General features: G+C 38.4%; 24 protein-coding genes, 3 pseudogenes and 1 riboswitch. Of the genes and pseudogenes, 24 read left to right on the plus strand and 3 right to left on the minus strand.

What is annotated here, in order from left to right:
- The 3 genes and pseudogenes from H7T98_RS10220 to H7T98_RS09215 form a co-directional block, all read right to left on the minus strand.
- Positions 1-152: pseudogene (locus tag H7T98_RS10220) on the minus strand (helix-turn-helix domain-containing protein); the annotation flags it as partial.
- A gap of 83 nt (positions 153-235) precedes the next feature.
- The gene (locus H7T98_RS09210) at positions 236-1504 is read right to left on the minus strand and encodes a nucleobase:cation symporter-2 family protein (RefSeq protein WP_080611933.1); all 1269 of its coding nucleotides are present in this window, start codon (positions 1502-1504) and stop codon (positions 236-238) included.
- Complete coding sequence (locus H7T98_RS09215; protein ID WP_021143953.1) at positions 1504-2085, minus strand: xanthine phosphoribosyltransferase; 582 nt, start codon at positions 2083-2085, stop codon at positions 1504-1506. Before H7T98_RS09215 ends, H7T98_RS09210 begins: the two co-directional genes overlap by 1 nt.
- A 147-nt stretch (positions 2086-2232) precedes the next feature.
- Positions 2233-2328: riboswitch (purine riboswitch) on the minus strand.
- Positions 2329-2533: 205 nt separating this feature from the next.
- Here H7T98_RS09215 and H7T98_RS09220 point away from each other — a divergent pair.
- The 24 genes and pseudogenes from H7T98_RS09220 to H7T98_RS09335 all read left to right on the plus strand — a co-directional run bounded on the left by H7T98_RS09220 (position 2534) and on the right by H7T98_RS09335 (position 24692).
- On the plus strand, positions 2534-3214 hold the full coding sequence (locus H7T98_RS09220; RefSeq protein ID WP_004182305.1) for a response regulator transcription factor: 681 nt from the start codon (positions 2534-2536) through the stop codon (positions 3212-3214).
- Positions 3204-4178, plus strand: a complete 975-nt coding sequence (locus H7T98_RS09225) for a sensor histidine kinase (RefSeq protein ID WP_175057629.1) — start codon at positions 3204-3206, stop codon at positions 4176-4178. The genes H7T98_RS09220 and H7T98_RS09225 overlap by 11 nt, the downstream gene beginning before the upstream one ends.
- Positions 4179-4320: 142 nt before the next feature.
- A complete protein-coding gene (locus H7T98_RS09230; RefSeq protein ID WP_037602164.1) occupies positions 4321-5079 on the plus strand; it encodes an ABC transporter ATP-binding protein in 759 nt (252 codons plus the stop codon).
- Position 5080: 1 nt separating this feature from the next.
- Entirely contained in the window at positions 5081-7081 is a 2001-nt protein-coding gene (locus tag H7T98_RS09235) for an ABC transporter permease (protein WP_037602162.1), read from the plus strand.
- A gap of 84 nt (positions 7082-7165) precedes the next feature.
- Complete coding sequence (locus H7T98_RS09240; RefSeq protein WP_004182309.1) at positions 7166-7660, plus strand: YkgJ family cysteine cluster protein; 495 nt, start codon at positions 7166-7168, stop codon at positions 7658-7660.
- A 12-nt stretch (positions 7661-7672) separates the two neighbouring features.
- The gene (locus H7T98_RS09245; RefSeq protein WP_201061718.1) at positions 7673-8338 is read left to right on the plus strand and encodes a hypothetical protein; all 666 of its coding nucleotides are present in this window, start codon (positions 7673-7675) and stop codon (positions 8336-8338) included.
- Between the two features lie 136 nt (positions 8339-8474).
- Positions 8475-9152: a hypothetical protein gene (locus tag H7T98_RS09250; RefSeq protein WP_201061720.1), complete on the plus strand. Its 678-nt coding sequence runs from the start codon at positions 8475-8477 to the stop codon at positions 9150-9152.
- Between the two features lie 66 nt (positions 9153-9218).
- Positions 9219-10100, plus strand: a complete 882-nt coding sequence (locus tag H7T98_RS09255) for an ABC transporter ATP-binding protein (protein WP_201061722.1) — start codon at positions 9219-9221, stop codon at positions 10098-10100.
- Positions 10097-10834 carry an ABC transporter permease gene (locus H7T98_RS09260; RefSeq protein ID WP_037610448.1) on the plus strand — a complete coding sequence of 246 codons (738 nt, stop codon included), beginning with the start codon at positions 10097-10099 and terminating at the stop codon, positions 10832-10834. The genes H7T98_RS09255 and H7T98_RS09260 overlap by 4 nt, the downstream gene beginning before the upstream one ends.
- 10 nt (positions 10835-10844) lie before the next feature.
- On the plus strand, positions 10845-11294 hold the full coding sequence (locus tag H7T98_RS09265; RefSeq protein ID WP_084914406.1) for a cytidine deaminase family protein: 450 nt from the start codon (positions 10845-10847) through the stop codon (positions 11292-11294).
- 142 nt (positions 11295-11436) lie between these two features.
- Positions 11437-12372: pseudogene (locus H7T98_RS09270) on the plus strand (bile acid:sodium symporter family protein).
- A gap of 429 nt (positions 12373-12801) precedes the next feature.
- A complete protein-coding gene (locus tag H7T98_RS09275) occupies positions 12802-13011 on the plus strand; it encodes a hypothetical protein (RefSeq protein WP_014632978.1) in 210 nt (69 codons plus the stop codon).
- 10 nt (positions 13012-13021) lie between these two features.
- On the plus strand, positions 13022-13201 hold the full coding sequence (locus H7T98_RS09280; protein ID WP_201061724.1) for a hypothetical protein: 180 nt from the start codon (positions 13022-13024) through the stop codon (positions 13199-13201).
- Entirely contained in the window at positions 13194-14072 is an 879-nt protein-coding gene (locus H7T98_RS09285; RefSeq protein WP_201061726.1) for an ABC transporter ATP-binding protein, read from the plus strand. Before H7T98_RS09280 ends, H7T98_RS09285 begins: the two co-directional genes overlap by 8 nt.
- Complete coding sequence (locus tag H7T98_RS09290; protein WP_049553609.1) at positions 14072-14809, plus strand: ABC transporter permease; 738 nt, start codon at positions 14072-14074, stop codon at positions 14807-14809. Before H7T98_RS09285 ends, H7T98_RS09290 begins: the two co-directional genes overlap by 1 nt.
- A complete protein-coding gene (locus H7T98_RS09295; RefSeq protein ID WP_073686868.1) occupies positions 14802-15884 on the plus strand; it encodes a sensor histidine kinase in 1083 nt (360 codons plus the stop codon). Before H7T98_RS09290 ends, H7T98_RS09295 begins: the two co-directional genes overlap by 8 nt.
- Positions 15881-16484 (plus strand): annotated as a pseudogene (locus H7T98_RS09300) (response regulator transcription factor). Before H7T98_RS09295 ends, H7T98_RS09300 begins: the two are co-directional and overlap by 4 nt.
- 172 nt (positions 16485-16656) lie before the next feature.
- On the plus strand, positions 16657-18195 hold the full coding sequence (locus H7T98_RS09305) for a DUF262 domain-containing protein (RefSeq protein WP_183136128.1): 1539 nt from the start codon (positions 16657-16659) through the stop codon (positions 18193-18195).
- Positions 18196-18197: 2 nt separating this feature from the next.
- Positions 18198-20282 carry a DUF262 domain-containing protein gene (locus H7T98_RS09310; protein ID WP_073686691.1) on the plus strand — a complete coding sequence of 695 codons (2085 nt, stop codon included), beginning with the start codon at positions 18198-18200 and terminating at the stop codon, positions 20280-20282.
- Between the two features lie 233 nt (positions 20283-20515).
- Entirely contained in the window at positions 20516-21523 is a 1008-nt protein-coding gene (locus tag H7T98_RS09315) for a helix-turn-helix transcriptional regulator (protein ID WP_201061728.1), read from the plus strand.
- Positions 21524-21729: 206 nt separating this feature from the next.
- Entirely contained in the window at positions 21730-21999 is a 270-nt protein-coding gene (locus tag H7T98_RS09320; RefSeq protein ID WP_201061730.1) for a hypothetical protein, read from the plus strand.
- Between the two features lie 117 nt (positions 22000-22116).
- A complete protein-coding gene (locus H7T98_RS09325; RefSeq protein WP_048788454.1) occupies positions 22117-22353 on the plus strand; it encodes a hypothetical protein in 237 nt (78 codons plus the stop codon).
- A 526-nt stretch (positions 22354-22879) separates the two neighbouring features.
- The gene (locus tag H7T98_RS09330) at positions 22880-23872 is read left to right on the plus strand and encodes an ATP-binding cassette domain-containing protein (protein WP_070655843.1); all 993 of its coding nucleotides are present in this window, start codon (positions 22880-22882) and stop codon (positions 23870-23872) included.
- A 1-nt stretch (position 23873) separates the two neighbouring features.
- Entirely contained in the window at positions 23874-24692 is an 819-nt protein-coding gene (locus tag H7T98_RS09335; RefSeq protein WP_201061732.1) for an ABC transporter permease, read from the plus strand.
- The last annotated feature ends 1 nt before the right edge of the window (position 24693 follow it).

The raw sequence follows: 24693 nt of genomic DNA on the forward strand, positions 1-24693 counted from the left end.
TTGACGATTTCTATTCCGTAACGTTCAATCAACCTCACCATATATTTTAGTCCAGAAACATCCACACCAAATCTTTTTGAAAGCTCTTTGAAGCTTCTCCCCTGTTTTCTCAGTATATATATCTGAATCTTGTCCTCATAAGTTAATTTCATAATAAAAACACCTCAAAAGTTAGATTTTTTCTGTCTAACTTTTGGGGTGCAGTTCAAAATCTATAAGGGGAGTTTATTCGTTTTTATTTTTCTTTTTTGTTATGGTTCAAAATGGCATTGAGGACGATGGCAAGCAAGCTTGCGACCACGATACCGTTTGAAAAGAACATTTGGAAAGCATTTGGTAGGCTGTTGAAGAGGTTGCTACCGTTAAGACCAACACCTGCAGCGATTGATACTGCAGCAATCAAGAAGTTGTGTTCGTTATTGGCGAAATCAACACGTGCCAAGATTTGCATTCCTTGGATAGAAACAAAACCGAACATGACAAGCATTGCGCCACCAAGAACTGGACTTGGAATGATTTGTGCCAAGGCACCAAACTTAGGAAGGAGTCCAAGAAGAACAAGGAAACCAGCCGCATAGTAGATTGGCAAGCGCGTCTTAATACCTGACAACTTCACAAGACCAACGTTTTGTGAAAAACCAGTGTATGGGAAGGTGTTGAAGAGTCCACCAAGGAGAACAGCCAAACCTTCAGCGCGGTAACCGTTACGAAGGCGAGTGCTATCGATTGGTTCTTTGGTAATATCAGAGAGGGCCAAGTAAACCCCAGTTGATTCAACCATAGACACAGTAGCGATAATACACATCATGATGATTGATGACAACTCAAACTTAGGCACCCCGAAGTAGAATGGTGTTGGCACGTGGACAATAGGTGCCGCAGCTACTGGTGAGAAGTCAACCAAGCCCATGCTTGCTGCGATAGCAGTACCGACAATCAAACCAATCAAGATTGAGATGGATTTGATAAATCCTTTAGTGAAAATATTAACTACAAGGATGATAAGAACGGTGATAGCAGCAAGGAAGAGGCTTTGACCAGTTGGTTTGTCAACATTGTTCCCCATATTTCCGATAGCCACAGGGATGAGGGTCAAACCAATAGTTGTGATAACTGATCCTGTAACGATAGAAGGGAAGAGATTGGCTACTTTTGAAAAGACACCAGAAACGAGGATAACATAAATCCCTGAAACGATAAGGGCACCAAACATAGCACCGCTACCGTGTTTCTCACCGATCATAATAAGTGGTGCCACTGACTGGAAGGCAACCCCGAGAACAACTGGAAGACCGATACCGAAGTATTTATTAAGTTGAAGTTGGAGGAAGGTTGCTACACCACACATGAAAATGTCGGTTGAAATCAAGTAGGTTAATTCATGAGCTGAATACCCCAAGGCTCCAGCAATCATGATTGGCACCAGGATTGATCCCGAGTACATGGCAAGTAGGTGTTGCAGTCCTAGGACCGCTGCCTGAGAGTGTTTCTCTTTGTTTTGCATTAGATGTCTGCCTCCTTAAATATGACCTGACCATTTTCAAAACGATCCAAACGAGCAAGTGAAACGACTGGGTAACCAGCTTCTTCTAGAAGGGCACGACCATCTTGGAAAGATTTCTCAATAACGATACCGACCGCTTCGACGTGTGCGCCAGCTTCTTCGATGATTTGAATCAAGCCTTTGGCAGCTTGGCCGTTAGCTAGGAAGTCATCAACGATGAGAACCTTATCTTCAGGAGTGAGGAACTTGCTTGCGATAGAGACAGTACTAGTCACTTGCTTAGTGAAGGAGTAAACCTCAGCAGTAAGGATCCCTTCATTCATGGTGATATTTTTAGCCTTCTTAGCAAAGATCATAGGGACATCCAAAGCCTCAGCAGCATAGAGGGCTGGAGCAATACCAGATGCCTCGATAGTCACCACCTTGGTGATGCCTGCATCCTTGAACTTTTCAGCAAAGATCTTTCCAATCTCACGCATGAGATCAAAGTCCACTTGGTGAGTAAGGAAAGAGTCAACTTTGAGGATGTTCTCCCCAAGGACATTCCCATCTTTGAGAATGCGGTCTTCCAGTAATTTCATATTACCTCCTATAAAAAATAAAACTAAAGTGTATTTTGATTTTCTCAGATTCCATTGAGACTCTGACAAAGATCAAACCAATCGAATAACAGAAAAAGGCCTGCCAAGCAAGCCTTTAAAATCATAAAAAGACGGTAAAATCTTTTGATGACTTTATGACTTACTTATTGTTAGGTGTTACGGCACCTTGTAGAAACGTCACGCCAATTCGTGACATAAATAAGTAATGTTCTCATTATTCGATGAAGCTGTCGTTGGTTGGTGATAAACCAACATCAACTCTATTATAATACTATATTTTCTTTGAAGACTCAAAGGATTTTTCCTATGAAAACGCACTATTTTAAAAATTGGAAAATTCAATCTAACATTATTGTAAGATTTGCTGAGAATTGTCGTTTCTTATAGCATTTTTGTTATAATAGTGGGAAATGAAAGAGGTAGAGTTATGCATAAGATTTTATTAGTGGAGGACGACGAGGTTATCCGTCAACAAGTCAAAAAAATGCTAGAACAGTGGGGTTACGAAGTTGTTCTTGTTGAAGATTTCATGGAAGTATTATCTATTTTTGTAAAAGTAGAGCCCCACTTGGTTCTTATGGATATTGGTTTACCTCTATTCAACGGTTATCATTGGTGTCAGGAAATTCGTAAGGTCTCCAAGGTGCCTATTATGTTCTTGTCTTCCAGAGATCAGGCCATGGATATTGTTATGGCAATCAACATGGGTGGGGACGACTTTGTGACTAAACCTTTTGACCAAAATGTTCTCCTAGCAAAAATTCAAGGGCTTTTGCGTCGTTCTTATGAGTTTGGTAAGGATCAGAGTCTCTTGGAATATATGGGTGTGATTCTGAACCTTAAGGCCATGGATTTGGTTTATCAGGGAGAGGTCGTTTCTTTGACAAAGAATGAGTTTCAGATTTTACAAGTTCTTTTCGATCATGCTGGTAATATCGTTAGTCGGGAAGACCTGATGAAGGAGCTTTGGAATAGTGACTTCTTTATTGATGACAATACCTTGTCAGTTAATGTAGCTCGTTTACGTAAGAAGTTAGAGGCAGTGGGTTTGAAGGATTTTATTGAAACCAAGAAAGGTGTTGGCTACGGGTTGCGTCATGATGGGTAAGTGTCAATTTATCAAATACCATATTAGGTCTCGTCTGACTTTCTATCTTTTATTTGTCTTTAATGGAATCATATTGGTCTTGTTTGCTTTTTTATTTGAAGAGGCGGCAGATATTCTTTATTACGCCTTGACCATAATGACATTTGTGACTATCATCATGGTTATTTGGGACTTGGTTAGGTCCTATCGCTCTTATAACTTAGCCTTTCTCTATGAGGAAATCACACCATCAAGTCCTTTAGAATTTTACCTAACCCAAACTTTGGAAAGTGCTAGGGAGAGCCAGATGTCTCAGACTGAGGAGGAGCGCAAGCGCTATACAGATTTGATGGACTACTATACGCTTTGGGTACATCAAATCAAGACGCCAATAGCAGCTAGTCAATTATTGCTTCGGGATATTACGGATAGTAAAACGAGGGCTCTCTTGGAGCAAGAGGTATTCAAGATTGATTCTTACACCAATTTGGTTTTGCAGTATTTACGTTTAGAGAATTTTCATGATGATTTGCAGCTGAGGCAGGTTGCATTAGAGAACTTGGTTAAAGAAGTAGTTAGAAAACATAGTCTTTTCTTTATTCAAAAAGGATTGACTATTGATCTACATGACTTAGATGTTAAGGTCGTTTCAGATGAAAAATGGCTCTTAGTTATCATAGAGCAGGTCTTGTCAAATAGTTTGAAGTACACAAAAAGTGGTGGCATTGACATTTACTTTAAAGATAATGGGCTTCATCTTAAAGATTCTGGGATTGGTATTAAAAATAGTGATATTCTACGGGTTTTTGAGCGTGGCTTTTCAGGTTACAATGGCCGACTGACCCAGCAATCCTCTGGGCTAGGACTGTATCTTTCTAAGAAAATTGCTGATCAGCTTGGACATGATATTAGTATTAGCTCCCAAGTAGGCCAAGGAACCACAGTCTCCATTCATTTTCAAAAGAAGAAGTTAGCCATTGATTGATAACTTACAAAAGTGTAAGAAATTAGACGACAAATGAAAGCAAGGGTTATGGTTTTGCCCCTGCTTTTTCTATAAAATGGTATCGAAGTTAAGTAAGAGATTCCTAAAATCTCTCCTAATTCTACTAATAAAGGAGCTTATTATGACATTACTAGATGTTCAACATGTTAAAAAAATTTATAAAACACGTTTCAAAGGAAATCAGGTTGAAGCCCTTAAAGATATCCATTTTACGGTTGAGAAGGGTGAGTATGTTGCTATTATGGGTGAGTCTGGTTCAGGAAAATCAACCCTGCTCAACATTCTTGCCATGCTTGATAAACCAACGTCAGGGCGTGTCTACCTTAATGGTATGGACACAGCAACTATTAAAAATAAGGATGCTTCCAGTTTCCGTCGTGAAAGATTAGGGTTTGTTTTCCAGGATTTCAATCTTTTAGATACCCTATCAGTTAAAGATAATATCCTGCTACCTTTGGTCCTTTCTCGACGCTCAGTTAAGCAAATGATGACACAAGTTGAAGCTATCAGTCGTCAACTGGGAATTCATTCCTTGCTAGAGAAGTACCCTTATGAAATTTCAGGTGGTCAAAAGCAAAGGGTTGCAGTTGCGCGTGCGATCATCACTAAACCAGAAATCCTCTTAGCAGATGAGCCAACAGGCGCCTTGGATTCAAAATCTTCAGCGGCACTCTTGGATGTCTTTGAAACTATTAATGCCAGCGGTCAGACCATTCTTATGGTAACTCACTCAACAGCGGCCGCCAGTCGTGCGCAGCGTGTTTTGTTTATTAAGGATGGTATTCTTTATAATCAAATCTTCAAAGGGGATAAGTCTGAACATCAAATGTTCCAAGAAATTTCCGATACACTAACTACAATGGCAAGTGAGGTGAACTAATATGTTTCGTCTAACCAATAGACTGGCTTTGTCCAATCTCATAAAAAATCGTAAGCTTTACTATCCGTATACATTGGCAACTATTCTGGTTATTGCCATTACCTATATTTTTACATCTTTAACGCTTAATTCGCATCTGGATGACTTACCTGGGGCAGATGCTATCAAGATGGTTTTGGGGTTGGGACTTGGGATTGTCGCCCTATCCTCTGGGATTATTGTTCTTTATGCCAACAGCTTTGTCATGAAAAATCGTTCAAAGGAGCTTGGTCTCTATAGTGTGCTAGGCTTAGAGAAACGTCACCTCTTTAGCATGATTTTAAAAGAAACGATGATTATGGGTTTTGTGACTTTGCTTCTAGGTATAGGTGTAGGGGCGCTATTCGATAAACTCATTTATGCTTTTCTTCAAAGGCTTATCGGTGAAAGTACTGGTTTGGTTTCGACCTTTCAAGTAATGACAATTCCTATTGTTCTTGTCATCTTTGCTTGTATTTTTAGTTTGTTGGTTTTGGTAAATGGTTTCCGATTACTACGGCTTAATCCTTTACAATTAACTAAAGATGGCCTTAAGGGTGAGAAAAAAGGACGCTTCCTAGTTATTCAAACCCTTTTAGGACTTGGGACTATGGGATATGGTTACTATCTTGCTCTTTCTGTTCAGAATCCAGTAACGGCTATTATCAGTTTTTTCCTAGCTGTTTTACTGGTCATTTTAGGGACTTATCTTCTCTTTAACGCTGGGACAACAGTAGTTCTACAACTCTTGAAAAAGAAGAAAAGCTACTATTACAAGCCTAATAATATGATTTCCATTTCCAACCTTGTCTTTCGAATGAAGAAAAACGCAGTTGGGCTTGCTACCATTGCTATCCTCTCAAGTATGGTTCTGGTGACGCTTGTAGGTGCTGCAAGTATCTATGCTGGAAAAAAAGACTATTTGGCCAGTGCTGCTCCACATGAGTACTCAGTTACCGGAACGAATGTAGATGTAACAAGTACACAAAAGGTTATGGATGATTTCTTATCACAGTCGGGAAATCAGGTAAATAGAAAAACGGAAGTAACTTACCTCTACTTTGGTATCAAAGAACAAGAAAAAAACAAGCTAACCATCTTTTCTGAGAATGAAAGAAAAGTTCTACCAAAGTCAGTTTTTCTTGTCTTCTCACAAGCAACTTATAAGCAATTAACAGGTAAAGACCTCAATCTGACTTCAAATCAAGTTGGCTTATTTACTAAAAATAAAATATTGAAAGATCAAAAGAGTGTCTCTATCAATGGTCAAAACTACCAGATTCAGGAAAGCCTTAATGACTTTATTAAAGGTAAAGTACCTAATATCTTTACAACCATAGTTTCTGATTATAGCTACCTTGTCGTTCCTGATATGGATAATTTTAAAGAAAGTATCAAAGGAACAGCAACCACTCAATCTACTTATGTTGGTGTTAACGTCAAAGACCCTACACATGAAGCCAAGAAAAATTCAGATTTGCTAGACAAACTCACGGATAAAGAAACGCAACAGTTAGCTGGACAAACTACTGGTGTCCCTGGGCCTAACCTCACTGCTAATAGCCGATATGATGTAGAAGGGATGCTAAATGGCTTTGTTGGCGGAACCTTATTTATCGGTATTTTCTTATCCATTATCTTTATGCTTGGCACAGTTCTCGTGATTTACTATAAACAGATTTCTGAAGGTTATGAGGATCGTGAGCGCTTTGTTATTCTTCAAAAGATTGGGTTGGACGATCAACAAGTCAAGAAAACCATTCGTAAACAAGTTCTTACTGTCTTTTTCCTCCCTCTGATTTTTGCCTTTACACACTTAGCCTTTGCTTACCATATGATCAGTTTGATTGTGCGTGTTATTGGGGTTCTCAATCCAAATCTTATGTTAGTGGTCACTATTATTGTTTGTGGCGTCTTCTTCCTAGCCTATGTCTTGGTTTTCGCCCTAACGTCGCGTTCTTATCGTAGAATCGTATCGATGTAACTAACATAGAGTCTAGTTCAAGCTAGGCTCTATTTCTTTTATGCTATAATAGATGAAAGAATTATAAATCATCGGAGAAAACACATGTCACAGACTATTGATGTCAAACGTTACGAGGAATTGGCACGTCAAAAGCAGGGGGAGCACCGTAAATTTCTAGCACAACTCAAGAAGAAAGCCCCTAAAAATTTAGATAAGATTGTTCAGCAGGTACACAATGAAGTTTTTCAGGAGATTGATTGTGTCCAGTGTGCCAATTGTTGTAAGACACTAGGCCCAGACTTCACAGAGCAGGACATTACTCGTATTGCCAAGCATTTTCGCATGAAGTTACCTGCTTTCGAGGAGATGTACTTGCAAGTAGATGAGGATGGCGATAAGGTCTTCAAGTCCATGCCTTGTCCATTTTTGGGGCCTGATAATCTCTGTGACATCTATGATGTCCGCCCCAAGGCCTGTGCAGCCTTTCCTCACACAGACCGTAAGAAAATCTATCAGATCAATCATCTGACTATTAAAAATACGCTTTTCTGTCCAGCAGCCTACCTTTTTGTGGAAAAACTCAAGGATAGGATTTAGAAAGGAACTGTTATGAGACGCTTTAATGCAGGTGTTATCACCCTACTTATCATTGCTGCCTATTTTATCGCGACAGCCTTTATTCCAGATTTGTATTTGGCCTTTAATTATAAGTTGATTTTGGCCTTGCTTTTTGTGCTTTTGAGTTGGCAATCTAAGGGGAAATTTCTCTTTTTCTTGGGAATGGCTTTTCTATCAACCTATATTCATGACCTCTTTAGATTGGACTATTCAGAATGGACCCTGTTTGTAGGGATTCTTATCTTGGGAATTGCGGTGGACCGTTTGAGCAAGCCAAGTTATAAAAAGAACTTCTCTTACAAGGTTTCTAAAGAACATGAGCGAGAGATTTTTGCTAAGACCTTATTTTCAGAGTCTGTTCAGGTGGTGACTTCACAAAACCTCGAAACTGTCTATGCCAATGCCGATTTTGGACGTTTGACCTTGGATTTGCGTCAGGCTCAGTTTATGACTGACCGACCTCAGATTGTGGTTCAGGCCAATTTTTCTCAGGTTATCATTCGAGTGCCCAAGGATTGGCAAGTGGATACACACGGGCTTCATACAAGCCTAGCAGGAGTGAAAGACTACGATAGTCTAGGAGAGCGAGAGTTATCAAGCACTACAGTTTCTCTAACAGGCTCAGTATCCTTTGGACAAGTAACTGTCAAACATTGAAAATGATGAAAGAGCGAAAGCTCTTTTTTCTTGCAAATCCTTTTAATATAACATTGAATACGTTTACAAATAGTGCTATACTGATAGTGAAAATAATTGGAAAATTGCAATCATTTCTTTAGAAAGGAGTTTTCTTATGGAACGATTTAATCTTCGGTCCTTCTTGTTGCTTTTACTAGCAGCTTGTTTTATCGCTAGTGCCTTTATTCCAGATTTTTGGATCATGGTCAACTATAATCTGGTCTTCTTCGTGGCCTTCTTTTGTTTTGGTATCTTGAATAGGCGACCTCTCCTCATTTTTCTTGGTTTGGCCTTCTTATCGCCCTATGTTCACGACTTGTTAGACCTCGATTTTGCACAGTGGAATCTCTTTAGCGGCATCTTTCTAATAGGTTTGGCTTTAGAGTTGCTCTATGGCCGTAGTCAAAAGAAAGGTCTCACTAAAGACTATAAGGTCAATAAGAACGACCAAGAAGGACCACATATTTCTGTTAAGACCTATATGGCTGAGGATAGGTATCGTATCTATTCTCAAGAAGTCGAAACGATTGATATGAATCTAGCTTTTGGTGAGCTTTGGTTGGATTTGAGTCAGGCCAAATTTGCGTCAGATCGGGTAGCTGTTCATCTTGATGCAAAGTTTGGTGAAGTTCATATCCGACTTCCTCACGGCTGTGTCATGGATACCACTGGAATTTCACATCCTCTGTCATCTGTGAAGGTGGATCGTTTCGAATCTGATTTCGAGCAAGTTGAAACGAGACTTCATCTGAGCGGAAGTCTCTTCTGTACGGAGTTGGAAGTGGAGTATTAAGGGAAGTCCAATGATGTCAGCGATATTGTCAAGCATGGCATCTATATAAAAGAAAGGAAAGCATTGATGGGTGAGACAGTTATTCAGGTTTCTTCTCTTGGAAAACGTATCAAGGGAAAGACCATTTTAGAGGAGATTAGTTTTGAGATAAACAAGGGAGATTGTGTGGCCTTGATTGGACCTAATGGGGCAGGGAAGACTGTCTTGATGTCCTGTATTCTTGGCGATAAAAAGCCAAGCAGTGGTCAGGTCCTCATTGATGGTAAGGCAGGTAAGGCCAAAAATAAAATCGCAGTTCTCCTTCAGGAAAATACCATTCCAAATAGTTTAAAAGTGGAAGAGCTGATTGCCTTCTTCCAGTCTATCTCTGATAATCCCTTGACCAATCAAGTGGTGCAAGACCTCCTGCAATTCAAGGAAGACCAGTACCAGCAGTTTGCGGACAAACTCTCTGGTGGGCAAAGACGTCTTCTGGCTTTTGTCCTTTGTTTGATTGATAAACCTAAGATCCTCTTTTTGGACGAACCGACAGCGGGTATGGATACCTCGACTCGTCAGCGTTTCTGGGAGATTGTTAATGATTTGAAAAAATCAGGTGTGACCATTCTCTATTCCTCTCACTATATTGAAGAAGTGGAACATACGGCTGACCGTATCTTAGTCCTCCATCAAGGAAAACTTATCAGAGATACCACACCATACGCTATGCGACATGAAGAGAAAGAGAAGCAGGTCACTCTTCCAAGTAGCTTTGTAAGCATTGTTCATGGCTTGGAAGATATATATGAGGTTACTGAAAAGCGGGATGTCATTAGCTTCATGACCAAAGATATCGAAAAGGTATGGCAAAGTCTTGAGAAAGCAGGCTGTGGAATTTCTGATATTGAAATCCAAAATAAAACACTCTTGGATAGCTTATTTGATTCAACAAGGGAGGACAAGGCATGAAAGCATTACTAAAAATTGAATGGATAAAAACATGGCGTAGCTGGCCAGTATTTATCATGGGAATTGGTATGCCTGTAGGCTTTTTCCTCCTATTCTCAAGCATTGTCTCAACACCTAATCCCGAGACTCAAAAAGAGTTTTTGCTGTCTTATATGTTAACCATGACTGGCTTTTCCATGTCTAGTTTTGGTTTGTTCACCTTCCCTTATATGTTGCAAGAGGACCAAACGGAGCACTGGTTGACCTATATCGAGCATTCTAAAATCAGTATCTCAGCATATTATCTTTCTAAAATCTTTCGTGTTTTGCTGAATTTTATGGTTGCTATCATTGTGACCTTTTGTGTGGGAGCTTTTGTTCGAGATGTTGAGTTGCCTTTGTCAGGTTGGCTAGGTTCAGGTGCTCTCTTACTCTTGTCAAGTCTGGTTTTTCTAGCTTTTGGTTTGCTTATCGCTCAAATTAAATCTCAACAGATTATGTCTGTGGTTGCAAATATTACCTATCTTGGCCTAGCTATCGTGGGTGGTTCGTGGATGCCTATTTCCATGTTCCCTAAGTGGGTTCAGAATATCTCTGAGTGGACGCCTGTCTATCATGTCAATGAGTTGGTCGTTAATTTTGCAAAGGACGGGAAATTTTCATGGAAGTCACTTCTGTTTATTTTGGCTTATACTGTAGTAGCAACAGGGCTTGCACTCTTTATCAAGTCACAAAGAGAAAGTGATCGAGGTTAAAGGAGAAATAATGGATATTTGGCAGAAAATGTATGAAAAGGCTCAAGCCTTGTATCAGCCACAGGAAGTCTCAGACTTTGTCTATGCTAGACACGTTGTGGCTGCCGTTGAGGCTGAAGATGGGCAAATTTTCACAGGCTTTTGTATGGAAGGGACTTGTGGTGTTTTCCATCTATGTGCTGAAAGGGCTGCGCTTTTCAATATGTATCAAGAGTCTGGTCAGACCAAGGTTAAGCGAATTATCGCCTTTCGTGACCAGCCACCTCATGGTGGACCGTCTGGCATGCCTTGTGGGGCTTGTCGAGAATTTCTAATGGAACTGCACCCCGACAATCGTAACTTGGAGTTTATGGTTGACTACGACACACGTCAAACCATTACTTTGGGCGAATTATTGCCACTATGGTGGGGAGAAGAACGGGCTCAACAGTTTGAAGAAAAGTCGCAAGACAAGGCTTAACGTTTATAGAAATCACAAAATCCTCACATCTTAAGTGTGAGGGTTTATTTTTTGAAATTAATTTCAGAAAATTCGAAATTTACCTTGAAATTCAAAATGAAAGTGCTATACTATTCTGTGAAAATAGAAAGAAGGTTTCATTATGGAGTCACTTGTATCTTTTAGTAAATGGCTCAGCAAATGGTTTACTGTAGCTGTTATCCTTTGGGCGGCCTTTAACTATGCCCTTCCCGCAACTAGTAGTTAGGTTATTCCCAATACGGCTTATCTACTTGGTTTGATTCTCTTTGGTATGGGGCTTACCTTGACCACTGAAGATTTTAAACGTATTGCTAAGCGTCCAATTCCAGTTGTTCTTGGGACTGTTGCCCACTATGTCATCATGCCTGGTTTGGCTTGGTTGCTTTGTATGATTTTTCATCTGAAAGGTGCGACAGCAGCAGGGGTTATCCTTGTTGGGTCTTGTCCAAGTGGGACTTCATCTAGTGTTATGGCCTTCCTTTCAGGTGGGGATGTTGCCTTGGATGTCTCTATTGAAACCCTCTCAACTCTCTTGGCACCACTCATGATTCCAACCCTCTTGTCATTCTTGGCTGGTCAGTACGTGAGTGTCCCTGCCCAAAGCCTCTTCCTTAGTACCTTGCGTATCGTGGTTGTCCCTATTATCTTGGGGGTACTCGTTCACTCAATCTTTGGTAAGAAAATTGATGCCATCATCAAGATTATGCCTTTGATTTCTCAAGCTGCTATCCTCTTGATTGTTGGAGCAGTTGTTTCTGCCAACCATGCCAATATTTTCACAGCAGCGACAGCCCTTGTCATCCCAGTCGTTATGCTCCACAATCTTTGTGGTTATGCCCTTGGTTTTGGATTTTCAAAAATCCTTGGTTTGGAAGAGCCCCAACAAAAAGCCATTACCTTCGAAGTGGGGATGCAAGACTCAAGTCTTGGAGCAACCCTTGCCATGAAGTATTTCGTGCCACAAGCTGCTATCCCATCAACCATCTTTAGTATTTGGCACAATATCTCAGGTTCCATCCTCTCATCATGGTGGAAGAACCATTCAAAAAATAATTAATAAGATAATGAAAAGCTGACCTTGAGTCGGCTTTTATTTTAATAAAGAATCTTTTTCGAGACTTTCCTTAGGTGATGACGAACGTCAGCGAACTTCAAAGAATTTCCATGCCTAAGTTTCGAGTCTAAGGTCTCGAAACTTCCGAACCCCTGAAGTTTAAGTTCTTCAGGGGGGTATCACAGCGGAAAGTCTCAGTTATACTCACTTCGTTCTCAAAGAGAATCATCTGTCATTCTTTGCTGACTTTCTTAGTTCATGGCGCATTTGAAATAGTTTATCTATCTCTTGGGGCTGACCTTGGGTCGGCTTTTTTACGTCACATGACAAATGTCATGTCATGTCATGACATCTGGTGCTAAAAAGAGAATGACCAAAAAGATATACTTTAGTCATAACTTAGAAATAATAAAAAACGAAAGAGGTCATCTCATGAAAATCAAAACATCTTACCTTATCTACGCTGTTATCGGAACTGTCTTTGCTGGACTTAGCATGTTTACTGACATCTTTGAAAAAGGGAACTTTGAAGCTATCTTCTCAAATTTGGGTATGATTATTGGCTTGTCTATCTCAGCCTACATTCTCATCACTATGGCTAAAAGTTTTATCGACCTTGTCATTAAAGAATTGAAAAACTAGGAGGCCCAGTATGAAATTATTGAAAATACTAAGCATCATGCTCCTAGTGGTAATTTGGACCATCCTCTTTGCCTATGTCCTACTTCATGGCAGCAGTGATATTCTCTACAGTGTCATGGGTGTGTCTGTTGCAGCTTGTTATGTCTTTTTAGCCTTCTATCAAAAGAAAGGAAATCACACACATGAGTGAAGCAATCCTTCAAGTCAATAATCTTGTCAAAAAAATCAAAGGGAAAACGATTTTAGACCATATTAGCTTTGAGGTGGGACAAGGCGACTGTCTTGCCTTAATTGGGCCCAACGGTGCCGGTAAAACGACCTTAATGTCCTGTATTCTTGGTGATAAGAAAGCCAGTAGCGGTCAAGTCTTTATCAAGGGCAAAAAGGGAAAGGCGCAAGATCAAATTGCGGTTCTCCTTCAAGAAAATACCATTCCCTCACAATTAAAAGTCAAGGAACTGATTGCTTTTTTCCAAGATATTTCTGAAAATGGATTATCTGAAGAAGAGATTCAAGCACTCTTTCAATTCAAAGACGACCAGTATCAGCAGTTTGCGGACAAACTTTCAGGGGGACAAAAACGTCTTCTTGCCTTTGTCCTCTGTCTCATTGGCAAGCCTGACATTCTCTTTTTAGATGAGCCGACAGCAGGGATGGATACGACGACACGCCAACGCTTTTGGGAAATCATCAATGACCTGAAAAAGTCTGGTGTAACCATCCTCTATTCGTCCCACTATATTGAAGAAGTGGAACACACAGCTGACCGTATCTTGGTCCTCAATCAAGGGAAACTCATCAGGGATACTACACCACATGCCATGCGTAGCGAGGAAAAGGAAAAACAAGTCACTTTACCAAGTCGCTTTGCGCCAAGTCTTGATAAACTGGCAGCCATTTATGAAGTAACTGAAAAACGTGATGTTGTAACCTTTATGACTAAAGATATTGAAAGTATTTGGAGTAGTTTACAAGCTCAAGGCTGTCGCATTTCTGACATTGAAATTCAAAATAAGACACTGTTAGATAGCCTATTTGATAGCACAAGGGAGGACAAGTAATGCAAGCACTACTTAAAATCGAATGGATAAAAACATGGCGCAGTTGGCCTGTCTTTATCATGTCTATCGGAATGCCCGTCGGATTTTTCCTCTTGTTTTCAGGTATGGAGATGAGTCCTGACCCAGCGTCACAAAAAGCTTTTATCTTGTCCTATATGTTGACCATGACAGGATTCTCTATGTCCAGCTTTGGCTTTTTTACCTTTCCCTACATGCTTAGAGAGGACCAAACGGAGCACTGGCTAACCTATATCGAACATTCAAAAATCAGTATTCAGGCCTATTACCTCTCTAAAATCTTCCGTGTTCTTATGAACTTTATGGTAGCTATCCTAGTGACTTTCTGTGTGGGAGCTTTTGCGCGTGATGTTGAGATGCCATTCTCACATTGGCTCGGTTCAGGTGCTCTATTACTCTTGTCGAGCCTTGTCTTCCTATCCTTTGGCTTGCTCCTGGCCCAAATTAAATCTCAACAAATCATGTCTATCGTCGGAAATATCGTCTTTCTTGGACTTGCTATTATCGGTGGTTCTTGGATGCCAGTAACCATGTTTCCAAAATGGGTTCAGCACATTTCTGAGTGGACACCCATCTATCATATCAATCAATTGGTAGTTAATTTTGCAAAAAAAGGGGAATTTTCATGGAAATCACTCATTTTTATCCTGGTCTATGCTACAATAGCTACAGGCTTAGCCCTTTTTATTAAATCTTACAGAGAAAGTGACCATGTTTAGAACTTACCAGAAAAATGATTTCGCTTATTTTGTTAGTCTGATTTTCCTTGTCTTTCCAGTATTGGGAGTCTTTGGTGGGTATTTTCCAGTTTGGACCATAGTTTTGACTGGACTGTTTACCATAGCTTATCTCCTGATGGTGTATTTGAAAAAAGCTTATAGTAAGTGGATTCCCTTTCTGTGGTTTTACACTCTAGCTTACATTATCTTTATGACCCTGACCTTCCAGGGGGGCATGATGTGGTTTGTTTTTTTCAACGTCAATCTTCTCGTTTGGCGCTTTGAGGATAGCGTATCATCTTATCGATTCTTATCCTTTCTAGCGACACTCTTAATTTTGACGTCATCATCCTTCCTATTGACAGATGATTTGAGTACCCACCTCATGTCTATGGCTATTCTCCTCTTTTCGTTGGGAATGTACTATTATCAGAATCGTATACGTCAGGAGAGAAAGATGGAAGAGCAGAATCGTACCATCAATATCCTGTCGGCTGAAAATGAACGTAATCGTATTGGTCGTGATTTGCATGATACCTTAGGGCATACCTTTGCCATGATGAGTCTTAAAACCGAGTTGGCACTGAAACAGATGGACAAGGAGCAGTATGATGCTGCTAGAAAGAATCTGGAAGAATTGAACCAGATTAGCCGTGACTCCATGTACGAGGTTCGTGAAATTGTCAATAAGCTCAAGTACCGAACTGTAGCTGAGGAGTTGCTAGAACTTGAGCGACTCTTTGACCTATCTGATATCGTCCTGACCGTGGATAGTAGCCTTGACTTAGACAGCCTGTCGCCAGTTACTCAGTCTACCTTATCTATGGTACTTCGTGAACTGGCCAATAATGTCATCAAACATAGTCAGGCTGATAGCTGTCAGATTCGTCTAAGTCGTAATCTTGGTATTATTCTTGAGTTTGAAGATGATGGTTGCGGGTTTAAGGAAGTCACAGGACAAGAGCTACACAGTATCAGAGAACGCCTCAGTTTGGTAGATGGAGACTTGGAAATTCTGTCTCAATCGCATCCAACAATCATTCGTGTGCATTTGAAAGAGGGAGGAAAAGCATGAAATTATTAGTCGCCGAAGACCAATCAATGTTGAGGGATGCCCTCTGCCAACTTCTCATGCTGGAGGACGATGTCGAGGAGGTCCATGCGGCCAGTGATGGCCAAGAAGCCATTGCTCTCTTGGAAAAAAGAAGAAGTCGACGTAGCCATTTTAGACATTGAAATGCCAGTTAAAACAGGCCTTGATGTTCTTGAGTGGATCCGTGCCAAACATAGAGAAACGAAGGTCGCTATAGTGACCACCTTCAAACGTAAAGGCTATTTTAAACGAGCTCTTGCAGCCCAGGTGGATGCCTATGTGCTCAAAGAGCGTTCCATCAGTGACCTCATGGCGACCATCCATACCGTCCTAGCAGGTCAAAAGGAGTACTCGCCAGAGCTGGTTGAAGGTGTTGCCTTTGACAATAATCCACTTAGCCAGCGTGAACAAGAAGTCCTGGCCATGGTTGCCCAAGGTTCAACCAACCAAGAAATCGCCGAAAGCCTCTTCCTCTCAAATGGAACAGTTCGAAATTACATGACAGCCATCCTGACCAAACTCGATGCAGGCAACCGAACAGAAGCCGTCCGCATTGCCAAAGAAAAAGACTGGCTAGGGTGAGGAGAAATAGATAAGAATGAAGTCACCATATGGTGGCTTTTTTCATTATCCGGTCACTATATAGAAAGTATTTTACATTTTTTCCAATATTTTGATTTATAATAGTGCTATAATTGTAGATGATAATTTTGTCAATTCTAATAACAACCTTTGGATGAAAAGGAGATATCAAATGGTAGTTTCTGAAAAACGAATTGAAGACCTAAAAGGGCTAAAATTTAATGTTCCTTCATATCAAAGGGGATATCGCTGGACTGAACATGAGGTTACAACTCTTCTAGAAGACCTCTATACACATAGTAAACAAAACAGAGATTATAAGTACTGTTTGCAGCCCTTGATTGTTAAAAAGGTTTCAGATAATACTTATGATGTCGTTGATGGTCAACAGAGGCTAACGACGATCTTTATTTTTTTGAAATTTATGTCTGCTGAATTTAGTAGTGGTCGTAGAAGAAGTAATCAATATGATTACTTTGAGTTGGTTTATGAAACAAGAGAACAGAGTGCTAAGTATTTGAAAGAATTAAACTTTGACACTTATCAAGAAATCGAAGATTATGACATTGACGCAAATCATATAAGTAAGGCTTTTGCTGCCATAGATAAATGGGTAGAACGAGAAGACATTAATTCGGATAATGCTCTACACGATATTTATCAAGTCTTAACTGAGTCTGTTTTCTTTATTTGGTATGAAATCGATGAGACAGAAGACCCTATAAAACTATTTACCAAAGTTAACTTAGGTAAGATTCCTTTGACTAATGCTGAGCTCATTAAAGCTTTATTTTTAGATCAAACTAATTATGAATCTGAAAATGATATTGAAAGGATTCATAGGGGAATAGCTTGGGATAAAATTGAACATCGACTTCAAGAGGAATCATTTTGGAAGTTTCTTACAAATAGTGAGAATTATGTCACTAGGATAGATCTTTTGTTTAATCTACTTGAATATGGTACTTTAGAAATACCTCAAAATGATATTTACGCAACTTTCTACTCAATCTACGCAAAGTATCAAAATGCCGAAAATAAATCGATTTTTATAAGTGACTACTGGGATAAGATCGACTTAAGATTTGAAGAATTAACTAACTGGTACATGGACTTAAATAGATATCATCTAATTGGTTATCTCTTATGGGATGACGATAAGAATATCAAAAAAGTCTATGCGGCTACAAGAGGAAAGAAAAAGTCAGAAGCTTTTTATGAATTAAAAAAAATTGCTTATGAAACTTTGAAAAAAGATATAGGTTCTATCGAAGATTTTTCCTACAGTAGTAAGAAAAAAGAAATTAGGTCTCTACTTTTACTGTTTAATCTCGTTACTTTGATTAATAAGAGTGAAAAACAATATCGATTTCCTTTTGATATTTATAAGAAAGAGAAATGGGATATCGAGCATATTCATGCTACGGCCGATGAGACTGCTGAGGCTGATGATAGTCTAGCTAATTTAACCTTGCTAGACTCTAATACGAATCGCTCTTATGGAAACAGCCCATTTGACCAAAAGCGTAGAATTATTCTTGAGGTGGATGCAGAAGGGAAATTTGTACCTGTTTGTACGCGTAATGTGTTCTTGAAAGTCTATAGCAATGAGGTAGATGGATTTGACGACTGGACTGATAAGGATAAAGACAGTTATATTCAAGCGATAAAACAGGAATTCAACCAATTTTTTGGAGATGAAGAGGAGTAGTCATGCAAGAGATTAACGCAAAATATAACTTAAAATCATTGTTAGAAAATTATCGAGTCGTAATTCCATTGATTCAGCGAGACTATGCACAAGGTAGAAAGGATAAAAGAACCACCGAAGTTCGAAAGAAGTTACTCCAGGATATTAATACTGCCTTACTTGACGCAAACGTCGGATCACTCGATTTGAATTTTATTTATGGAAAATCAACTAATGGGAAGTTTATTCCATTAGATGGGCAACAACGTCTGACAACCTTATTCCTGGTTTATCTTTTTGCTTATAGGGATAATGATGAGTGTGACTTTTTGGGTAATTTCGCTTATGAAACTAGAAAGTCTTCTACACAATTTTTCAAGAGTCTATTTGAGAACAGAAAGAATATCTTTATAGAAACAAAAAGTCCTTCCGAAATCATAACAGATGAGCCATGGTTTGCAGATTCATGGCAGTTAGATCCAACTGTACAAGGTGCCTTGAAAACACTAGATGACATTTCTGATTCTTTTGATTATGGGTTTGATTATGTTTCAGTTTTATCAGATTCTAATAACCAAAAACTTGTGTTCAATTTCCTCGACATAGATAAACTTGGTTCAGAAGATGAGCTCTATATCAAACTGAATTCTAGGGGACGTCCGTTAACTGACTTTGAAAATTTTAAAGCAAGATTTATTGATAGAATAAAGAAAATAGATAGTCATTTAGAAAGGGAATTTTCCCAAAATATTGATACAAAATGGACTGATGTTATTTGGAATATTGATAAAAATGCCTTTGACACCAACTTTTTAAATTTATTTGAAATTGCGCTTATCAATAATTTAGATAGCCTTGATTATTCTAAACGTGATAATTGGACTCTTGAAATTGACTTTGAAACTGTAGAAATTAGTCATATAAAAATAATTGTATCTGTTCTTGATTTTCTCTCGGAGAATAAAGTGCCTGAGGTTTCATCTATCTTAGAACATTCGATAGTCAACAAAAAATTGAAGGATAGGGTTTATTTTCACGTTATTTCAACATTCTTAGCACATCACGGTGATACAATAGATAGTAGCTATAAAAACTGGTATCGTATCTTTAGAAACTTGATTAATAACTCAGTTATAGATTCTCAAGATTCATATGAACGGGCAATCAAGGGGATTAATGAACAAATCGAACATACTTCAGACCTGCTAGAATATCTAGCTGAGGGAAATAGGATTAATGGTTTCAGTATTGACCAAGTTGACGAAGAGATTGAAAAAGCTAAATTGCTAACTGAAAATGATTCCTATAGAGATATTATTGAAGTAGCTGAAAATCATCGTTATTTTGATGGTCAAATTCGAAGTTGCTTTTATTTTGATGCAAATGATTTACCAAGCAGGAAAATTGATATTATTTCAACTTATTGGAATAAAATATCAGAGATGTTTACTGAGACGAACCCTAAAGAAGGTCTATTAATGCGAGCAGCTTTGCTGTCTCTAGGGGATTATACAATTTCTACAGTTAGAAATTATAAAACGCTGTGTCAGGATAGTCCAAATGAGAATTCTGGGACTGCACCAAGCCTCAAAAGTTTATTTTCATCTCGAAATGAGTATGTCAAAAAACTACTTGATGAACTCGATATGACCAAGCCGCTAGATGTTGAGTATCGTCGTATTATCCAAGAAAATATTAGTAATATAGCTCCTCAAGAATGGCGTTATGCTTTCATTTCTTATTATGAAACTATGTTTAGTAAAATGGATTCTTCACAATATAGAATGAAATCTCCGTTCTGGCTTAATCGTTCAGATGAGATGTTGTTAATTCCAAATAAGAGCTCTAGTGCTAGAAACTATGATATTCATTTGATAGCCCTAGAAGAAAAACTAAAGGAATTAGGAATACAATCTTATTATGAAAGAGAGAAAGGTATTGAAAGTACCAATAGGATTCTTTATGTAAATGATGTATATGAAGTCAGATTTCGAGGAAATCATTTTAGCATAAATAAAATAGGTGGCGAAGAAGCAGAGGAAGAACATTTTGATCCTAAGCTATCATTTTTGGATATAGCAGAATACTTGAATAATAAATTGCACTAATATTATCAAAAAGGCTAGTGAAATTCACACTGGTCTTTGTGTATTAAATCTCAATTTTTATTGTAAGCTAGTAAAAAATAAGACTAGAGATAATTACGAATAGAATTAGGATGATTTTTCAATTTTCAAATGGACTTTGAGTTTTTTAGACAAGTGTTGAAAGTAAAAGCATACTAACGTAGAGGATAATGATATTATATTCTATAAGTTATAATCAAGCATGAGGTCGATTAATGAAAGAAGAAAATAATTTGCAAGGGAAAACCAGTCGTCTCTTATATTTTATGTCTGAATTGGAAAAGGGGCATAAGGTTAATAAAACTGAGTACCTTAAACGTTTTAATATCGCCGAGAGAACCTTTAAAGATGATTTAAGAGAATTAAAGGAAAATCTAAAAATACTTGGAGATGACATGAAAATAAAGTATTCTCGACTTGCAGGAACCTATGAGGCAGAATATAACCATGGTTATGGTAACTTAAAGTACAACCAGGCCGTCATCTTGTCTAAGATTCTTTTAGAAAGTAGAGCACTACGTGTTGAGGAAGTTAGAGAAATCATTGATACCTTTGTAGAGAGAGCTGTTGATGATAGGGAACGTCAGCGTATTAGAAACTTTACGGAACGGGAACTAGAGGAGTATAAGGAATTATCGATTTACAGGGACAATAAGAGTAAATCAATCTTGCCTCATCTATCCGCTATTTTTGATGCTATTGAGAATCAGAAGCCTCTTTCTTTTAAGTATACGAAATACCAAGGTAAGGATGCCGATTATGATGTGTTACCGGTCTCGATTATGTTTAATGATCATTATTTTTATTGTATGGCATATAAAGTTGAAGAAAAGGATGGAAGATTAAGAATAGATACAAGGAGTCTTCGTAATTTCCGACTGGATCGTTTTAAAACTGTTCATCGTTCGAAGAATAATACAGAACTGATATTAAGTTCTGAGGAATTAACTCAAATTTTGTCAGATAGTGATGTTCGTTATCATACTTTCTTGATGTTTTCAGATACGGAAAAATTTCGGATTAGATTCAGATATGTTGGTCAGTTTTGGGAAGTACTTGAAGATGATATCCCTGCACTTAAAGTTATCGAGAAAGATACAAGGAGTACAGTTCCTAGGGTAATATATGAAATTGAAACCTATGGCAGAGATAGTTTTCAACGTTATATTGATCGATTTAATGGGGTGTTTACTATACTTGAACTAGAAAAAATAAATAAGTAAAATTGACACTTTTTTTAAATAGCATTTGACAAAAAAACAGAAGTACGTTTTATACGTACTTTTTTTGTTGTATTGTTTGAAAGTATAAAACAGATGGACAACGATGTGTTTAAGGTACTTGTATTGTGTATTTCTGGTGATAAAATATAGTTATAAATAATGCAAAACAAAAGTACAGCATTTATTACCAAAAGGAGGAAAACAACATGTCTAAAATTAGAAAGATTATTTATAGAAACAAAATGAAACTAATGGAGAACAGACACTCAACAAAAGGTGTTTACTGTCATGGAGCTAAAAAAAATAAAATAGTTTATGAAACTAATGCTAAAGCGCTTCGTGCAGTTATGTTGTGTGAGGATCAAACCATTCGTACTTATTATTGTCATTATTGTGCAGGATTTCATACAACCTCAAGACCTGAACATGATGAATTAGATGATTTGTATTTATTTGCTAGAGTATATGTTTGTTAATAGTTAACACTGATAATGAACATAGACAGGGAAAACACATCTTTTTAGTGTGAAGTGTTGAAATACATTCAATAGCTGAGAACTAAGAAAATTTATTTTAGAGGGAGAGTAATTATCATGAATCTTGTTGTATTATTTGCTATATTTTCAGTATTAAACTATTTGGTCGCAGGAATCTTTCTTTATATGAAATTAAGAGAAAATCGACGGCGTAAAGAGATTGAAAAAGAAATCGAAAAGTTTGAAGCTCGAAGAAAGATATATTTAGCCATTTTGGAAGATGACGAGGATGCATTGTTAGCCATTATGAAGAATGACAAAGAGTTATTGTTAGATGTGATAAATGAACTTTAATATATTTTTTCGTTTTTTAGATGAAGACTTTCATCTTTTCCATAGCTTGGTTCTAAAGCTTACAACTACTTGAAGCAATTGTTCAAAGGAATTTTTATCATTGTGTAAAGTTATGATTTATATTCACAGAACTCAAAAAAGTAATTATTCCAAATTCTTTTTAGATTGTCTATCATTAAGTCACCATATGGTGGCTTTTTTGTGGCTTATAATCTATCTAAACATTCACAAGCAAGAATGAGAGAAGTTGAAATGAGCCTCTACAGGAATATGTAGAGGCTTTGATGAATTATTGAATTGTGTCATTTTGTTTAGTGAATTAGACGGGTGGTTTTGATTTTTTCAAGTATCAAAACTATTTTCTCTTTTGAGAGAATAACACTTGGTTTCCTTTTTTAACTGCTTTATAATAGAGTAATACTAAGGTCTTCTGCTGTGATAAAGAAGGCAGATTTTAGGAGATGAGAAATTGGCTTTTTGTGTTTAGAGGACACGGTTTGTTGATTTTTTACTGTAGGAGATAGATATGGCAATGATAGAAGTGCAACATCTTCAGAAAAATTTTGTGAAGACAGTTAAGGAGCCAGGATTGAAGGGAGCTTTGCGCTCCTTTGTTCATCCTGAAAAGCAGACCTTTGAAGCGGTCAAGGATTTAACTTTTGAAGTTCCAAAAGGGCAGATTTTAGGATTTATCGGGGCAAATGGTGCTGGGAAGTCAACCACCATCAAAATGCTGACAGGGATTTTAAAACCGACATCGGGTTTTTGTCGGATTAACGGCAAGATTCCACAGGACAATCGCCAAGATTATGTCAAGGATATTGGAGTCGTTTTCGGACAACGCACCCAGCTATGGTGGGATTTGGCACTGCAAGAGACCTACACGGTCTTGAAGGAGATTTACGATGTGCCAGACTCGCTTTTCCATAAGCGCATGGACTTTTTGAATGAAGTTTTGGATTTGAAGGAATTTATCAAAGATCCTGTGCGGACTCTTTCACTAGGTCAACGGATGCGGGCGGATATTGCGGCTTCCTTGCTTCACAATCCCAAAGTTCTCTTTTTAGATGAGCCGACTATTGGTTTGGATGTGTCGGTCAAGGATAACATTCGCCGGGCTATTACTCAAATCAATCAAGAGGAAGAAACAACTATTCTCTTGACCACTCACGATCTGAGTGACATTGAGCAACTCTGTGATCGGATTTTTATGATTGATAAGGGGCAAGAGATTTTTGATGGGACGGTGAGTCAGCTCAAGGAGACCTTTGGCAAGATGAAGACTCTCTCCTTTGACCTGACGCCAGGTCAAAATCATCTAGTCTCTCATTATGAAGGCTTGCCTGATATGACCATCGATAGACAAGGAAATAGCCTGACTATTGAATTCGATAGTTCTCGCTACCAGTCAGCTGATATTATCAAGCAAACCCTGTCTGATTTTGAAATCCGTGATTTGAAGATGGTAGATACAGATATTGAAGATATTATCCGTCGCTTCTATCGAAAGGAGCTCTAAGATGGTCAAATTGTGGAGACGGTATAAACCCTTTATCAATGCAGGGATTCAGGAGTTGATTACCTATCGAGTCAACTTTATTCTCTATCGGATTGGCGATGTCATGGGAGCTTTTGTGGCCTTTTATCTCTGGAAGGCTGTCTTTGACTCCTCCCAGGAGCCTTTGATTCAGGGCTTCAGTATGGCAGATATCACCTTCTACATCATCATGAGTTTTGTGACCAATCTCTTGACCAGGTCTGACAGCTCCTTTATGATTGGGGAGGAGGTCAAGGATGGCTCCATTATCATGCGCTTGCTGAGACCAGTGCATTTTGCGGCCTCTTACCTTTTCACCGAACTTGGCTCCAAGTGGTTGATTTTTATCTCTGTTGGACTGCCATTTTTAAGTGTCATTATTTTGATGAAAATCCTGTCTGGGCAAGGGATTGTAGAAGTGCTGGGATTAACTGTTCTATATCTTTTTAGCTTAACGCTCGCCTATCTAATTAACTTTTTCTTTAACATCTGCTTTGGATTTTCAGCATTTGTCTTTAAAAATCTTTGGGGTTCCAATCTACTCAAGACTTCCATAGTGGCCTTTATGTCTGGAAGTTTGATTCCCTTGGCTTTCTTTCCAAAGGTGGTTTCAGCTATTCTCTCCTTCTTGCCTTTTTCATCCTTGATTTACACTCCGGTTATGATCATTGTTGGGAAATACGATGCCAGTCAGATTCTTCAAGCGCTTTTGCTTCAGCTTTTCTGGCTTATAGTGATGGTGGGCTTGTCTCAGTTGATTTGGAAACGAGTCCAGTCATTTATCACCATTCAGGGAGGTTAGT

Source organism: Streptococcus sp. 23.2 (genome assembly GCF_016648665.1).
In the GTDB taxonomy this organism is placed as follows: domain Bacteria; phylum Bacillota; class Bacilli; order Lactobacillales; family Streptococcaceae; genus Streptococcus; species Streptococcus salivarius_E.

What these genes read in the sequence shown, in the direction of transcription:
- H7T98_RS09235 (WP_037602162.1), top strand. Translation starts at nt 5,081, where the DNA reads ATGTTTCGTCTAACCAATAGACTGGCTTTGTCCAATCTCATAAAAAAT.
- H7T98_RS09265 (WP_084914406.1), top strand. Translation starts at nt 10,845, where the DNA reads ATGGATATTTGGCAGAAAATGTATGAAAAGGCTCAAGCCTTGTATCAG.
- H7T98_RS09250 (WP_201061720.1), top strand. Translation starts at nt 8,475, where the DNA reads ATGGAACGATTTAATCTTCGGTCCTTCTTGTTGCTTTTACTAGCAGCT.
- H7T98_RS09335 (WP_201061732.1), top strand. Translation starts at nt 23,874, where the DNA reads ATGGTCAAATTGTGGAGACGGTATAAACCCTTTATCAATGCAGGGATT.
- H7T98_RS09290 (WP_049553609.1), top strand. Translation starts at nt 14,072, where the DNA reads ATGCAAGCACTACTTAAAATCGAATGGATAAAAACATGGCGCAGTTGG.
- H7T98_RS09280 (WP_201061724.1), top strand. Translation starts at nt 13,022, where the DNA reads ATGAAATTATTGAAAATACTAAGCATCATGCTCCTAGTGGTAATTTGG.
- H7T98_RS09320 (WP_201061730.1), top strand. Translation starts at nt 21,730, where the DNA reads ATGTCTAAAATTAGAAAGATTATTTATAGAAACAAAATGAAACTAATG.
- H7T98_RS09245 (WP_201061718.1), top strand. Translation starts at nt 7,673, where the DNA reads ATGAGACGCTTTAATGCAGGTGTTATCACCCTACTTATCATTGCTGCC.
- H7T98_RS09315 (WP_201061728.1), top strand. Translation starts at nt 20,516, where the DNA reads ATGAAAGAAGAAAATAATTTGCAAGGGAAAACCAGTCGTCTCTTATAT.
- H7T98_RS09220 (WP_004182305.1), top strand. Translation starts at nt 2,534, where the DNA reads ATGCATAAGATTTTATTAGTGGAGGACGACGAGGTTATCCGTCAACAA.
- H7T98_RS09305 (WP_183136128.1), top strand. Translation starts at nt 16,657, where the DNA reads ATGGTAGTTTCTGAAAAACGAATTGAAGACCTAAAAGGGCTAAAATTT.
- H7T98_RS09255 (WP_201061722.1), top strand. Translation starts at nt 9,219, where the DNA reads ATGGGTGAGACAGTTATTCAGGTTTCTTCTCTTGGAAAACGTATCAAG.
- H7T98_RS09240 (WP_004182309.1), top strand. Translation starts at nt 7,166, where the DNA reads ATGTCACAGACTATTGATGTCAAACGTTACGAGGAATTGGCACGTCAA.
- H7T98_RS09225 (WP_175057629.1), top strand. Translation starts at nt 3,204, where the DNA reads ATGATGGGTAAGTGTCAATTTATCAAATACCATATTAGGTCTCGTCTG.
- H7T98_RS09310 (WP_073686691.1), top strand. Translation starts at nt 18,198, where the DNA reads ATGCAAGAGATTAACGCAAAATATAACTTAAAATCATTGTTAGAAAAT.
- H7T98_RS09260 (WP_037610448.1), top strand. Translation starts at nt 10,097, where the DNA reads ATGAAAGCATTACTAAAAATTGAATGGATAAAAACATGGCGTAGCTGG.
- H7T98_RS09325 (WP_048788454.1), top strand. Translation starts at nt 22,117, where the DNA reads ATGAATCTTGTTGTATTATTTGCTATATTTTCAGTATTAAACTATTTG.
- H7T98_RS09215 (WP_021143953.1), bottom strand. Translation starts at nt 2,085, where the DNA reads ATGAAATTACTGGAAGACCGCATTCTCAAAGATGGGAATGTCCTTGGG.
- H7T98_RS09275 (WP_014632978.1), top strand. Translation starts at nt 12,802, where the DNA reads ATGAAAATCAAAACATCTTACCTTATCTACGCTGTTATCGGAACTGTC.
- H7T98_RS09285 (WP_201061726.1), top strand. Translation starts at nt 13,194, where the DNA reads ATGAGTGAAGCAATCCTTCAAGTCAATAATCTTGTCAAAAAAATCAAA.
- H7T98_RS09210 (WP_080611933.1), bottom strand. Translation starts at nt 1,504, where the DNA reads ATGCAAAACAAAGAGAAACACTCTCAGGCAGCGGTCCTAGGACTGCAA.
- H7T98_RS09295 (WP_073686868.1), top strand. Translation starts at nt 14,802, where the DNA reads ATGTTTAGAACTTACCAGAAAAATGATTTCGCTTATTTTGTTAGTCTG.
- H7T98_RS09330 (WP_070655843.1), top strand. Translation starts at nt 22,880, where the DNA reads ATGGCAATGATAGAAGTGCAACATCTTCAGAAAAATTTTGTGAAGACA.
- H7T98_RS09230 (WP_037602164.1), top strand. Translation starts at nt 4,321, where the DNA reads ATGACATTACTAGATGTTCAACATGTTAAAAAAATTTATAAAACACGT.